Source organism: Bacillus zhangzhouensis, from assembly GCF_000715205.1.
GTDB lineage: Bacteria > Bacillota > Bacilli > Bacillales > Bacillaceae > Bacillus > Bacillus zhangzhouensis.
Window position 1 is genome coordinate 39,512 of record NZ_JOTP01000021.1, and the last position, 13,174, is coordinate 52,685.

At 41.3% G+C, this 13,174-nt stretch carries 14 protein-coding genes; 4 read left to right on the forward strand and 10 right to left on the reverse strand.

What is annotated here, in order from left to right; translation table 11 throughout:
- The first annotated feature begins 56 nt into the window (after nt 1-56).
- Entirely contained in the window at nt 57-224 is a 168-nt protein-coding gene (locus BA70_RS20365; protein WP_149865372.1) for a hypothetical protein, read from the forward strand.
- 12 nt (nt 225-236) lie between these two features.
- Here the strand turns inward: BA70_RS20365 and BA70_RS14805 are convergent, their stop codons facing one another.
- The 7 genes from BA70_RS14805 to BA70_RS14835 form a co-directional block, all read right to left on the reverse strand.
- Nucleotides 237-1,145 carry a DMT family transporter gene (locus tag BA70_RS14805; RefSeq protein WP_034323786.1) on the reverse strand — a complete coding sequence of 303 codons (909 nt, stop codon included), beginning with the start codon at nt 1,143-1,145 and terminating at the stop codon, nt 237-239.
- Between the two features lie 147 nt (nt 1,146-1,292).
- Entirely contained in the window at nt 1,293-2,015 is a 723-nt protein-coding gene (locus BA70_RS14810) for a LutC/YkgG family protein (protein WP_034323788.1), read from the reverse strand.
- Nucleotides 2,015-3,436: a LutB/LldF family L-lactate oxidation iron-sulfur protein gene (locus tag BA70_RS14815; protein ID WP_034323791.1), complete on the reverse strand. Its 1,422-nt coding sequence runs from the start codon at nt 3,434-3,436 to the stop codon at nt 2,015-2,017. Before BA70_RS14815 ends, BA70_RS14810 begins: the two co-directional genes overlap by 1 nt.
- A 21-nt stretch (nt 3,437-3,457) precedes the next feature.
- Nucleotides 3,458-4,174: a (Fe-S)-binding protein gene (locus BA70_RS14820; RefSeq protein ID WP_034323818.1), complete on the reverse strand. Its 717-nt coding sequence runs from the start codon at nt 4,172-4,174 to the stop codon at nt 3,458-3,460.
- A gap of 189 nt (nt 4,175-4,363) precedes the next feature.
- The gene (locus BA70_RS14825; protein WP_034323793.1) at nt 4,364-5,215 is read right to left on the reverse strand and encodes an SDR family oxidoreductase; all 852 of its coding nucleotides are present in this window, start codon (nt 5,213-5,215) and stop codon (nt 4,364-4,366) included.
- Between the two features lie 139 nt (nt 5,216-5,354).
- Nucleotides 5,355-5,768: an Rrf2 family transcriptional regulator gene (locus BA70_RS14830; protein WP_034323795.1), complete on the reverse strand. Its 414-nt coding sequence runs from the start codon at nt 5,766-5,768 to the stop codon at nt 5,355-5,357.
- A 48-nt stretch (nt 5,769-5,816) separates the two neighbouring features.
- Nucleotides 5,817-6,290: a VOC family protein gene (locus BA70_RS14835; protein ID WP_051691163.1), complete on the reverse strand. Its 474-nt coding sequence runs from the start codon at nt 6,288-6,290 to the stop codon at nt 5,817-5,819.
- 159 nt (nt 6,291-6,449) lie between these two features.
- Between BA70_RS14835 and BA70_RS14840 the strand changes: the two genes are divergently transcribed.
- A complete protein-coding gene (locus tag BA70_RS14840) occupies nt 6,450-6,893 on the forward strand; it encodes a DUF2188 domain-containing protein (protein WP_034323797.1) in 444 nt (147 codons plus the stop codon).
- Nucleotides 6,894-6,915: 22 nt separating this feature from the next.
- Here the strand turns inward: BA70_RS14840 and ku are convergent, their stop codons facing one another.
- The gene (ku, locus tag BA70_RS14845; RefSeq protein WP_034323800.1) at nt 6,916-7,764 is read right to left on the reverse strand and encodes a non-homologous end joining protein Ku; all 849 of its coding nucleotides are present in this window, start codon (nt 7,762-7,764) and stop codon (nt 6,916-6,918) included.
- Between the two features lie 115 nt (nt 7,765-7,879).
- On the opposite strand from ku, the gene BA70_RS14850 reads away from it, so the two are divergent.
- Both BA70_RS14850 and BA70_RS14855 read left to right on the forward strand, forming a co-directional pair.
- Nucleotides 7,880-9,745, forward strand: a complete 1,866-nt coding sequence (locus tag BA70_RS14850; RefSeq protein ID WP_034323803.1) for a DNA ligase D — start codon at nt 7,880-7,882, stop codon at nt 9,743-9,745.
- 34 nt (nt 9,746-9,779) lie between these two features.
- The gene (locus tag BA70_RS14855) at nt 9,780-10,475 is read left to right on the forward strand and encodes a YoaK family protein (RefSeq protein ID WP_034323805.1); all 696 of its coding nucleotides are present in this window, start codon (nt 9,780-9,782) and stop codon (nt 10,473-10,475) included.
- 715 nt (nt 10,476-11,190) lie between these two features.
- Here the strand turns inward: BA70_RS14855 and BA70_RS14865 are convergent.
- Nucleotides 11,191-12,303: a response regulator aspartate phosphatase gene (locus tag BA70_RS14865; protein WP_034323811.1), complete on the reverse strand. Its 1,113-nt coding sequence runs from the start codon at nt 12,301-12,303 to the stop codon at nt 11,191-11,193.
- Between the two features lie 344 nt (nt 12,304-12,647).
- The coding region (locus BA70_RS14870; RefSeq protein WP_034323823.1) for a transposase at nt 12,648-13,174 on the reverse strand (527 nt) is incomplete at its 5' end.

The window sequence follows — 13,174 nt, forward strand, 5'->3', positions numbered from 1 at the left end:
AATCTCAATCTTTTATTGATTATGGTAATATATAGATAGAGAAGGAGGTTTTACACATGTCTAATGGAGAGAATGTTGCATTCAACATTGGAGATATCGTATTTCAAGTATTTTCTCTTTTATTCATCGCATTTATCGTAACAAGCATTGTCATCGCATTTCGAATGATTAGAAAGAAACGAATGGAATTAAAAAAAATTGAAAAGAATCATTTAAAAGAGTAAAAAATCCGGAGATTAACCGGATTTTTTTGTTTTCATCACGATCCCTTGACGCTGCTGCATCAAAAAGAAAAAGACACCTAAAAGGACAAGTAGACCGCCTAACATTTGAAACAGTGTGATTTTCTCTCCAAGCAGCCAGACAGCAAGTATCGTTGCCCCAACGGGTTCACCGAGAATACTCATTGAAATGGTTGTCGCATTGACATAGGTTAATAGCCAATTGTTAATGACATGTGACATGGTGGGAATAATGGCGAGCAATAAAAAGATTCCCCATTCTTTTCCCGGGTAGCCTGTGAAAGGCGTGTGCTGAAGCAGGTTAAAAAGAATTAAAAAAAGGCCGGCAAAACCAAATACACAAAAACTATAAATCCAATGAGATATTTTTCTCACAGCCTGTTGACCTATTAATAAATAACAAACAACTGCGATCACACTTAAAAAGGATAAAATATCTCCTACAATCGCCTCCTGGCTATGACCTATATCTCCCCACCCAATCATCAGTGCACCAACAATCGCCGCACACATCGTGAATATAGCAGACATCGTTGTTCGTTCACGGAAAAAGAGAAATCCGCCTAACAAGGATACCATCGGCTGAAGGGCGATGATAATCGTAGAGCTTGCCACTGTGGTCAACTTCAGTGAGCCAAACCACAACACAAAATGAAGTCCTAAAAAAAAGCCTGACATACATAAGAAAAACCAGTCTCTACGTTTAATTGAGAGAAACTCTTTTTTACGCGGCAGGATAAACGGAAGCATCAAAACCGCCGCAAAGATCATTCGATACATACTTAAAATAGCAGCAGGAGCACTTGACCACTTCACAATAATTGCAGAAAATGAAATGGCAATAATTGAAATCACAAGCGGTACTGCGATTGACTTCTTTGGAGCAGTTGTATTTATTTCCATCAGCAGCTTCCTTTACATCAGCAATAGATGAGCTTCTCATCTTATATGTCGTCATCTTACTATGTCCATTCACCTAGAGGCAAGATGATTTTTTAAAATTTGTGAAAGCTGTTTTCATATAAAAAAAGGCTCTCATCACGACAGCCCTCATTCATCATCTATTAATACATAAACAGCCCGAACCGGACCATGAACGCCAACCACTAAATTCATTTCAATATCGGCAGAATTACTCGGGCCTGATATGAAATGAATGGCTCCTTTCGCCCGCTCTCCCTCCTCTACCAAGCGATTGAGAGCCGAGACGGCCTGAATCATCCGCGGAACAATTGAGCTTTTTTCTATACACACGATATACATCATCGGTAAAAAATGAAGCGCTCTTCCTTGACCTTGATGAGATGAAAGAACAACTGTGCCAGATTCAGCAAGTGTGTAATCACTGAACACAACCGCATATTTCGCTTGTTCTGCCTGCCTTATATTTTCATCTCTTGATGCATCTGCATTCCAGCTAGTGACTGAGATTCCTTCTTTTTGCAAGCAATCAAACATAGGATCGAATCCATATTGTTCAAAACGTCTATCGCGCGAGGTCATCACGGGACCCTCTCCATACTCTGTCATTAATAATCGTAGTGCAGAAGGCGCTTTCTCAGGTGTTGTTTCGACCACTCTTGTGTGGATCTGTTGACATTGCTTTTTCAATTGCTCCACCAGTTCCTCTTTAGACAGAAGTCCGTTTGTTTCCCACTGTACTTGATACTTCCCTACCGGACGCTGAATAGATGTAGATGGAGAGGAGGCTTTGCCTAATTGCTGCTGGATATGAGCTAAAAACGAATCTCGATGAGAAATGGTTCCCTTCATCACAACTCCTCCTTTTGTTTCTTTTTAAACCAATCCCGAAATCTTTCTTTACTAGGAGCTGGCAGGTCTCGAACATCTGTCCAATTCTTTAAAGGACCCATTCCTTTAGAAATCCGTCCGTTTGAAGCCATATGATTCATCAAAACAGGTGCTACTTTTGTTCCAAATTGATACATCCCGGGAGTCGATGCCCCCATTCCGAACATTTTCATCGCCATCATTTCAGCTTTAGGCGCTCTCCCCTCTTTTTCAACAATGACTTGTCTATGTTTAATTAATAGCTCATGAAGTGGAATCTTCACTGGACAAGCATCGGTACATGCTGCGCACAGACTTGACGCAAAGGGAAGTTCTTGGTAGTCATCGTAGCCGCCCAGAAGTGGTGAGAGAACAGCACCAATCGGCCCCGGATAAATCGATCCGTACGAATGTCCGCCAACATGCCGGTAAACCGGGCACACATTGATACACGCAGCGCACCGGATACATTGCAGAACAGGCTGAAAGGCTGTACCTAATATATTTGACCTCCCGTTATCAACAATGACCAAATGAAATTCTTCTGGCCCATCAACCTCTTCTTCTCCTTTTGGCCCCACGATAGAAATATAACTTGTTAATTTTTGACCGACTGCGCTTCTGCACAAAAGACCAACAAGGACATCCAGCTCCTCCATCGTTGGAACAAGCCGCTCCATCCCCATGACGGCTATATGCGTCTTTGGTATGGCCGTGACAAGATCCGCATTCCCTTCATTTGTCACAAGACAAATGGAACCTGTGTTGGCCACAGCAAAATTACAGCCGGTCACGCCTATATCTGCTTCGAGGAATTTTTCTCGTAATATTGCTCTCACAAAGCTCGTCATATCTTCAGGGGTCTCTGACATGTCATATCCGAGCTTTTCGTGAAACACGTCCCGTATTTGTTCTTTCGTCATATGAAGAGCTGGTGCCACGATATGTGAAGGCGGTTCATGATCATCTACTTGCAGAATATATTCGCCAAGATCACTTTCAATCACCTCACAGCCGACCTCTTCAAGCGGCTGATTCATTTCAATTTCTTCTGTGACCATTGATTTTGATTTGACGATCTTTTTGGCCGCTTTTTTTTGTGCCACATCTTGAATATACGCTGATGCCTCTTCCTTTGTTTTCGCAAAAAAGACATGACCTCCGCGCGCACTCACGCTTTCGCTTAATTGATATAAGTAGTCATCAAGGTGCGTCAGCGTATGCTGTCTGATTTCCTCGCCAAGTTCACGCCACTTTTCCCAATTGCCAAGCTCTTCGCTTGCAGTCATCCGTCTTTGATACAGGCGCTCCTGTGCCGAGGAAACAGCTCCTCTCATGACAGCGTCTTCTAAGCCTTCCCCGACTCGCTCTTTAAAAGCTTTCTCTCCAATTTTCATACTCATGTGCCGTTCCCCCTCTTCGCGTCAGCGGCGATTTAATACTTCTGCGATATGCATCACCTGGATTGGTTTTTCAAGGCGGTTCAATCTTCCACCAATATTCAGCAGGCATCCGCAGTCAGCACCAATGATATATTCAGCGCCTGTTTCCTCTATGCTTTGTACTTTTTCGTCGACCATCTGCTCTGATATGGGAGTCATTTTTACTGAAAAGGTTCCTCCAAATCCGCAGCAATTTTCTGCGCGGGGTAATGGTTTCATCGTCAAATCTTTGACATTTGACAACAGTGTGAAAGGCGCTTCCTTAATTCTTAGCAGTCTCGTCATATGGCAGGATGTGTGATAGGTTGCTTCTCCTTTCAGACTCGCACCTACATCTGTTACGTGTAATATATCAACAATAAACTCTGTTAATTCATATGTTTTCGCAGCAAGTGCCTCAGCCCGAGCTGACCACTCTGGATCTTCTTTCAAAAGATGAGGATATTCTAAAAACATCGCTTTACAAGAACCTGATGGTGTCACAACATATTCAGCTGATTCAAAGGCCTTGATCATGTTTTTCGCAGCTTTGATTGTTTCTTTTATATAGCCGCTGTTAAAGGCTGGCTGTCCGCAGCACACTTGCGCTTCTGGAAATTCCACTTCAACACCGAGCCTTTCTAGCACTTCGACTGTCGCCTTTCCTACATTTGGCTGCATTGTGTCAATTAAACAGGTAACGAATAAACTGACTTTCATCGGCGAACTTCCCTTCTTTCGCTTCACTTTCATCATCATTCTGGTCATCTGATGACTAAATATTAGACCTTGATTTCATTTTAATCCCAAATTTCTGAAATTTCAACGAAGTGATTTGTGTAAATTTGTACATATTGCTCGTGTGGCTGAATAAAAAAAACACCCTTTTTATAGGGCGTTTTTTGATATTTATTTTGAAATCAATTCATGAATTCCTTCTTCGATAGGTGTTAAAGGTCGGCCTAATAATGTTTCGAAATCACTGCTTTCGACCGCTAAGGCACCATCACGAATTCCACTTTGAATGGCTTTTACAAATGGAACAGCTTCTTTTGGTACACCATTTGAAGCTAAAAATTCTCCAAATGTGTCTACATCGATTTGCTCTACTTTCATCTCTTTTCCGCTCACCTTACTGACAATTTGTGCAAGTTCGGTGTGCGTCCGAAGCGGTCCTGACAATTCATATATTTCCTTGTCATGTGCCGGAAGTGTTAGCGCAATTGCTGCGGCTTCAGCGTAGTCATTTCTTGTCGCCCAGCCAACTTTCCCTTCACCAATAGGGCTTAAAAATGGTGCGCCGCTGACTGACGCCAGAATCGTGTCTTTTTCGTTTTCTACATACCAATTGTTTCTTAAAAACACATGGGGGATGCCAGAGGCCAAAATGGCTTCTTCTGTTTTTGCATGGTCATGTGCAAGGACAAGCTGACTCTCTCTTGCATTGACAACACTTGTATAAGCGATAAATGCCACATTTGCTGCTTTTGCCGCTTGGATGGCAGCTGTATGCTGCTGCACTCGGTCTCCATCCGCAGTCGAAATGATCAAAAGACGGTCAATCCCTTGAAACGCTGATGCAAGGGTATCTGGCTGAGTGAAGTCTCCATGACGTACATCTACCCCAGCTTCCTTTAAATACACTGCTTTTTGCGGATTTCGAACACTGACCGCAATTTGTTCAGCCGGTACTTTTGTCAGCAAATGCTTGACGACGAGCGATCCAAGTTGTCCTGTTGCACCTGTAACTAATAATTTCATTTGTTTGACCTCCTCGTTTTATCATTCGACGGTGATGTTTTATGAATGGAATCGCTTTAGGTACACATCCGTTCATTTGTTATCATCATATCGGTTACAACAAAAGGTGTAAAAAAAGCTCAAAGGGTATGAGCTTCTTCTATTCTGCCTCTGTCAATAATTGCTTAATCGTCACTTGCTTTAGGTGATTCTCAAGTGCAGACTGTGCTTCTTTTAGTTCATGCCGCAGTCTCGTATCCATCACTTGACCAATCGGGCATGCGATGACTGGTTGATGGAAGTTAAATAACTCTTCATCAGCGCTTACATCTACAGCACGGTACACATCTAACAGCGTGATCTCCTCTGCCGGTCTTTTTAAATAAGCACCGCCTACTCCGCGGCGAATCTCAATGAGATCCGCTCGTTTGAGCATTGCCATCATTTTTCGAACAATGACAGGATTTGAATTCACACTCTCTGCTATAAAATCACCTGTACACTCTTTTGGAACACCTGCAATAAATGACAAAATATGAACAGCGATCGAATACCTGCTGCTAATTTGTTTCACAATCTTTCACCACCGTTGTAACCAATATAGTTACAATGAGTGATTTTGTCAATCAATAAACGGATTTTTCTTTCTATCCCAATCTTCATATGTCATCATGTCATGATGTTCTGCTGCATCGATTTCTAGCGGTGCGATACATTCAAGCAGATTCCCATCTGGGTCAAGAAAGTAAATCGCTGCATGAAATTGCGGTGGATTATCAAGAACTAAAGGCTGCTGCTCTTCCGAAAAACCAAACATCGGATGAATGGTGATCCCTTTTTCTATCAGCCAGGCTTTGATCTGTTCGATGCTAGATGTTTTAATTTGGAAGGCCACATGTCGCGTCGCTGGATGATATGGAATAGTGGACATATCAGCCTTCCATAAGCCAAGCCAGCTCTTTCCTTTCTCAATCCATAAAAATGCCACTCTTTCATTTTCATGAGCAAGCGTTAATTCCAATTTTTCAAAAAAAGAAATGGATACCTTCAAATCACTCACAGGTAAATGTGCTTCATACAAGCCTTTCATCATCATTCAAATCACTCCTTTACTACCTTCTATTTTGCAGGAGTTGACGTGAAAATGCCTCAGCAAAAAGGTGTATTCCATCCCTTCCTTTGGTTTGAGATTCTTGTATGTTTGATCAATTGCATATGGGGGAAGGTGTTCAACTAAAAGAAAGGAGCGTTCAATATGCCTTGGACAATGGAAGATTATCCTGCTTCATTTCAATCGTTAGAAAAAGTCATCCGAAAAAAAGCGCTTGAGATTGCGGGCAAAATGATACAGGAAGGCTATGAAGAAAATAGAGCCATCCCAATCGCAATCAATCAAGCGAAAGAGTGGAAAAAGAACGCTACGGAGAAAGAAATACAGGATTTTTCATCTAATGGTTCTGTCACTCCATCTAAAAAAAGCAGTTCTTCAAGGCCAGAGCTCATGGATCATGCGCAGCATGTCGTCAAACACGAAGATGGCTGGGCGGTTCAAACAGAAAAAGCGAAACGTGCGAGCGCGGTCAAAGAAACGAAACAAGAAGCAATTGACCGGGCAAAAGAGATTTCATCAAAAAAAGGAACGCCCACTGTCATTCACCGAAAAGACGGGACGATTCAGGACGTGGTCAAGCCAAAATAAGACCGCTCGCGGCGGTCTTATTTTATGCATTCTTTTCTTTTTTCGCTGGTGCTTTTCTTTTCTTAGGAGCTGCTTTTTTCGTTTTTGCTGGTTTTGATCGATCGATAGAAGCCTGTAGAGCTGCCATCAGATCGGTCACATTGGAAGACGGATCTTTTTTGCCTGTCGTTTCTGGCTGTACTGTATGTTCTCCAGATATTTTATCCCCAATTAAATTCATCAGCTGTTCTCTGTATTCATCCTGATAGGCGGCTGGGTCGAATGTTGTGGTCAGCTGCTCGATTAAAAGGAGCGCTGTATCTAACTCCTTCTTCACGATATTTTCCTCTTGCGGGATATTTGGTACGTCTGTTACTTGTCTAATCTCGTCAGGGAAATGAATGGTTTCCATCAGCAAGATATGTTCATAGCACCTGACGATTGCTAATTGCTCCTTCGAGCGGATCATAATCTTAGCCACGCCAATTTTCCCCGATTCCTCCAAGGCTTTTCTGAGTAATGAATAAGCCTTCGCACCGCCGGTATCTGGTGATAAAAAATAACTTCTTTCATAATAGATCGGATCAATTTCTTCTATCTTCACAAAATCAATAATGTCGACGGCTTTTTCTTCATTTTCTTTTCGCAGCCTTTCTAGCTCTTCATCGTCCAATTCAATAAATTTATTTTTAGCATATTCGTATGCTTTCACTATTTGTTCTGGAGCTATCTCTTCCCCGCAATTGGCACAAACCTTTTTGTAGTTAATGGGCGTATGGCATTCTTTATGCAACTGTCTTAATTTAATATCTTTGTTCTCTGTAGCGGTAAATAGCTTGACTGGAATATTGACCAATCCGAAGCTAATGCCGCCCTTCCAAACTGTATGCATCGTAACGCCTCCGTTCTTTTCTCCTTACTATGTAATGTTTTCATCAGACTTATGTATGTTTATGAAAATTTCATCCCAATCTAAGAACACATGATGTAAGGAAGTGAATAGCTCAATGAAACCTATGCGATTAACGTCTGCACATGATGTTCCTGCCGGTGCAGACTGGCTGTATGAATTAAAATATGATGGCTTTCGGACCATTCTTTTGTGGGAAGAAGACGAGATTCATTTAGAGAGCAGGGCTGGAAAACGGTTAAACGAACAATTTCCAGAGGTGATTGATCAGTGTATACAATTAAAGGACCGATTTGCACCTTTTTTACCACTGACGCTTGACGGAGAATTGGTCTTTTTACTGAGTGAACAGCAAAGCGATTTTGCGAAGGTTCAGCAAAGAGGCAGGCTGAAAAACAAAGAAGCCATTCGCTTGCAGGCTGAGCGGTTTCCATGTCATTTGATTGCGTTTGATCTATTGAGATGCAAAGGGAAATCCCTTGTTGATTTCCCGTTGATGGAAAGAAAAGACTGGTTACAGAAAGTGTTTCAAGAGGTAAAACTTCCATCATCCGTTCAGCTTGATCACCCTTCCCTTCTTCAAATCATCCATACAGATCGAAGCCCTGAGTATATGAAAGAGCTGATGACGACGTATTTAGCGGAAGGAATAGTTGCTAAAAAAAAGACGAGTAAATGGCAGAATAATACCCGCTCTAAAGAATGGCTGAAAATCAAAAACTGGCGGCATGTATCTGTCATTGTGACCCGTTTTGATAAAGACAATGGCTATTTCCAAGGCTGTATTTATCAAGATACGGTTCTTATAGAGGTTGTCCAATTCAAGCATGGTTTCTCTAAAGAAGAAGAACAAACCCTGCGTGCGTTATTTCAAACCAAAGGCCATTTGACAGGGGGATCAGAATATGAAATCCCACCATCTATTGTCGCAAATATTGCGTGTATATCCTTTGATGGGTCAGCGTTAAGAGAGCCTCGGTTTTCTTCATTTTTACTAGAAACTGATCCAGCAGCGTGTACATTTCAGCAAATGCTCAAGCAGCTGTATCCGCTTCCTGCCGTCATTGACGTCACTCACCCTGAGAAACCAATTGTGCCGGCCCTACATCTCAACAAGGCAGATTACTTACTTTATTTGAGACAAGTAGCTCCCTATCTATTGCCCTTTTTACGTGAAAGACGTCTCACTTTAATTCGGTTCCCTCATGGCACTGGAGGCGAATGTTTTTATCAAAAGGCGACGCCTGATTATGCGCCTGATTTTGTTGTGACAGATCAAGTTGAAGATATTCCTTACACGATCTGTAATGATCCTAACACGCTACTTTGGCTCGGTAACCAGCTGGCGATGGAATTTCATATTCCTTTTGAAACAAGAGATACCGATCGACCGGCAGAAATCGTCTTTGATTTAGACCCGCCATCTGTCAAAGAATTTCACCTAGCCATAGAAGCAGCCAAGCGAATAAAAGCGCTTTTAGATGGACTCTTTCTCACAGCTTTTATCAAAACAAGCGGTGGAAAAGGACTCCAAATTTATATTCCATTAAAGAAAAATGCCTTCACATACGATGAAACGAGACAATTCACAGCTTTTATATGCCGATTTTTATGCGAACAAGCACCTGACCTCTTTACTCTGGAACGTTTAAAGAAAAATCGCGGCAATCGTTTATATTTAGATTACCTTCAGCATGATGCTGGAAAAACAATCATCGCCCCATATTCCCCAAGAGGAAACGAGCTTGGACTCGTTGCGACACCGCTTGAATGGGACGAATTGAATCTCGACGAACTTCATCCTTCTCTGTTTACCATGCCGGCTGTCATTGAGCGGCTAAAGGAAAAAGGCGATCCGTTTCGCCGCATAAGGCACTTTGTGAATGATGATGCTTTTAGACAAGTCTTACATCAGCTTCAAGACATTTTACCAGCTCATAAGATGGACTTTCGCGGTCATTAAGCGTTACACTTATTTATTAGAGAGTAAGAAAGGGATGACCATTTTGACCGCACATTCATTTCGAAACATAGCACTGATCTTCTTATGTCTTTCCGCAGGAATTGTGGATGTGATTGGCTATTTGAGCCTAGGACATGTGTTTACAGCAAATATGACGGGTAATATTGTGCTGCTTGGCATTGCAGCAGGAAGTTCATTGCAGTTAACAGCCCTTCATTCCATCATTGCACTGAGTGGGTTCGTTCTAGGAGTTTTACTTGCCGTTGTGATGGGCGGGAAGCATGAAAAAACGTTTTGGCCAAAAGCCGTTACACGTATCTTTATTATTGAAGTGATGATCTTGCTTCTATTTGCTCTTATGATCATTTTGCCTTATACACAGGGTGCTTATTTTCTGCTGATTATTCTTTTAAGTATGGCCATGGGCATGCAGACGACGGCCGCACGAAAATTAAATGTTGCTGGCATTTCAACAACTGTTTTAACGAGCACACTCGCTAACCTGTTTGAAGATTTGGCTCAGCGCTTATCACACAGCGAAAAAAGAAAAGCCCCTATTCAGCATGTGAGCTTGATGCGAATCGGTTCTATTGTCTTTTACTGCCTAGGTGCCGCTTTAGCTGCATACACTGATGCTTACGATCCGTTTATCATCATTTGGCTGCCTATCTGCATCCTTGGGGTCATTGTGATTACTGCTACATTCAAACACTTTCACCAATTGAAATAGCCAATCTCTAGATGGCTATTTCAATCATTGTGTTGAATCACTAATAACCTCTCACATAAAAACCAGGAGGACGCCCCATGATGAACGTGGAGCCATACGGATATCCAGAAAATGTCCCAAATCCACCATATCCAGGGAAACCCCCTAAGCCAGAGAACACACCAGGGCTCACATAATATCCGCCAAAGCCAATATGGGGGCCCACTGCCCCTCCGCTAAAACCGCCTCCGTGAAAGCCTCCATATACTCGTGGATACATACAATCACCTACCTTCTAGTTACACTTCATCTCATCATATGCATGACAAATGGAGCGGTGTTCACACTTTTTCTTTCAATTCTATGTACAAAAGACCAATCTGATAAAATTTGAATGAAAAGTCCTGCAAAAAATTAAATTAAGCAAAGAAAGGTGACCTTTTTAACTTGTTGCTCTGCCCTATGTTTATTTAGAATAATGGGGCAGGTAACAAATTTGCACACCCCCTTTGTTGCGAATTCTTCTTATTAAACGCTCTTGCAGCGTTTAATAAGAAGAGCCTATTTAAACAAAAAACCCTTGCTGATGATCATCAACAAGGGCGAGATATGGATTAGTGATTAACCACCAATGATTTTTTCTGCTACTTCGAATGAACCCGCAACGTTTTGAGTTAGAACAGACGCAGCGATAGCTAAACCCACAACGAATAATACTTTTAATCCTGTTTTCATCTTAAATCAACCCCATTCTTTTCATATGTAAATCCGCTTCTAAACTTTTGTTCAAGTAAAAAACAGACTTCTCAAAAAGTGCTTGCTTTTCACAATATTTTGCCGCAAAATGTGAAAGCTCTTTTACTTCATGATATTCATTCTTCTCTTCTAACTTTCTTAATTTCTCATCAATTTGCTGAAATCTTTGTGGCGCATTCGTTAAGTAAAGATCATGTACGATGCCTATTTTGAGCTGAAACACTTCATGAGAAGCATCTTTTATTTTGGCATATGCAGCCTCTATATATTGGCTTGCACGCTGCTTTTCACCAATCACACAGAGTTCCCGGCTGATCAGATACGTAGAATGGAAAAAGAAATCTGAATCATAATACTCTTGATGGGACAGCGCTTTTTCAAGATGACGTATTGATTCTTTCGGTTTGTTCCAAAATGAATATAAAATAGCCACATTGTGGTGATGCTGAGCCAGCATAAAGTCATCCTGCTCGCTTGTCAAAACCTCTTCCGCCAGACGATAATTCTCAAGTGCCTCTTCGTACCGGCCGATCTCTGTTAGATTTGCTGCAACGAGAGAGTATGAAAGTGCCGCTCTTCTTTCATAATGCTTGTGACGTTTATAGACATGGAGGGCTCTGCGAATATAGCTTAATGAGAGCATAATATGACTAAGACGATAGTAAAGCCAAGCCACCTTAAAATCAAAATCAGCTCGTTCTATCTCACTTGGAATTTTATCTAAGAGCTTTTCAGCACTTTGATACATTTGCAATGCTACCTCATAATTTCCTTGGTGCTGCTCATACACACCCTCATAAAAATCGAAATAATAGGCAAGGCGATGAGACAGATCATCATCTTTTTTCCCATAATGACCTTCTATACTTTTCGTTGATACATTCCCCTTTTGCCCTCTCAAATTGTACATGAGAATGTGATGCCTCTTCTCAAGAAGAGAATAATACATGAGGATATCAGCATCGTCAATTTCCTCTACTGCTTGTTTCGCTTTAGCAAATAATCGTTCTGCCTCATCTGCATGATCTTTTTTGATTTCCATGTTCCAGTCATTTAATAGTGATGCCAATTCCGCAACAGGAACTTTGCTCATTCTACACCCCCAATCACCTTCAGCTACATGACATGATTTCACTAAATATGGAACTTCTATTAGCAATTGCTAATTAGTCCATTTGACATCATTTTAATATGAATCACTTGAATCTTCAATAACCGTTTCCTTTGAAAATGCGTTTCTTTCTCCTTTTCAATACTGTTTGTGTGAAAATTCCGCCCTTTTTTCTGCAAAAAGGCAAAGGATCATCTCGTTATGAAATGAAAAAAAGCCCTTGTTGGGCTTTCAGATTGTAGAGAAACTCATGTTTTTCTACAATCTTCTTTATTTTCATCGTAATGATGATGGATGAGATTTAATGAAAAAGGCCTCCCACACACCTAGCCTAGCTTCGCTAGGTGTGTGGCAATCTTCTTCATGTTCTGACAGGCAGCTGTGAGAAGCACTTGCTCACTCACATTTTGTTTCCCCCTCAACCGGCAGTAGCGAAGCCCATGCAGTTGTTTTGAATCTGCAAAGCTTCGCTCTATTTTTTCTTTTCTTTTTTTATATAGCTCTTTTCCAGAGATAGATAGACGATTTTGTCTGATCTTTTCTTTATGTTCTTCCCATACGTGTCTTGAGATGACTTTTTGATGATTTTTCGATCTTGTACAGCTCTCAAGGAAAGGACATGACGCACATTTTTTAGCATCTGATTTGTAGAACCTATAACCTTTTCGATCAGTTGTCGTATATAAAAGCTTCTCACCACTTGGACATATGTAATAATCATGTTCAGAATTATACTGAAATTTCCACTTCTCAAAAAGTCCTCTTGTTGGATGAAAACGTCTATGTGCAATGACACCAAAAATACGGCGATCGGATAAAACTTTACAGATTCGAGTTGTCATATCAAAATAAT

Coding starts and splice junctions, on each gene's coding strand:
- BA70_RS20365 (WP_149865372.1), top strand. CDS start 57: ATGTCTAATGGAGAGAATGTTGCATTCAACATTGGAGATATCGTATTT.
- BA70_RS14805 (WP_034323786.1), bottom strand. CDS start 1,145: ATGGAAATAAATACAACTGCTCCAAAGAAGTCAATCGCAGTACCGCTT.
- BA70_RS14810 (WP_034323788.1), bottom strand. CDS start 2,015: ATGAAGGGAACCATTTCTCATCGAGATTCGTTTTTAGCTCATATCCAG.
- BA70_RS14815 (WP_034323791.1), bottom strand. CDS start 3,436: ATGAGTATGAAAATTGGAGAGAAAGCTTTTAAAGAGCGAGTCGGGGAA.
- BA70_RS14820 (WP_034323818.1), bottom strand. CDS start 4,174: ATGAAAGTCAGTTTATTCGTTACCTGTTTAATTGACACAATGCAGCCA.
- BA70_RS14825 (WP_034323793.1), bottom strand. CDS start 5,215: ATGAAATTATTAGTTACAGGTGCAACAGGACAACTTGGATCGCTCGTC.
- BA70_RS14835 (WP_051691163.1), bottom strand. CDS start 6,290: ATGATGATGAAAGGCTTGTATGAAGCACATTTACCTGTGAGTGATTTG.
- BA70_RS14840 (WP_034323797.1), top strand. CDS start 6,450: ATGCCTTGGACAATGGAAGATTATCCTGCTTCATTTCAATCGTTAGAA.
- ku (WP_034323800.1), bottom strand. CDS start 7,764: ATGCATACAGTTTGGAAGGGCGGCATTAGCTTCGGATTGGTCAATATT.
- BA70_RS14850 (WP_034323803.1), top strand. CDS start 7,880: ATGAAACCTATGCGATTAACGTCTGCACATGATGTTCCTGCCGGTGCA.
- BA70_RS14855 (WP_034323805.1), top strand. CDS start 9,780: ATGACCATTTTGACCGCACATTCATTTCGAAACATAGCACTGATCTTC.
- BA70_RS14865 (WP_034323811.1), bottom strand. CDS start 12,303: ATGAGCAAAGTTCCTGTTGCGGAATTGGCATCACTATTAAATGACTGG.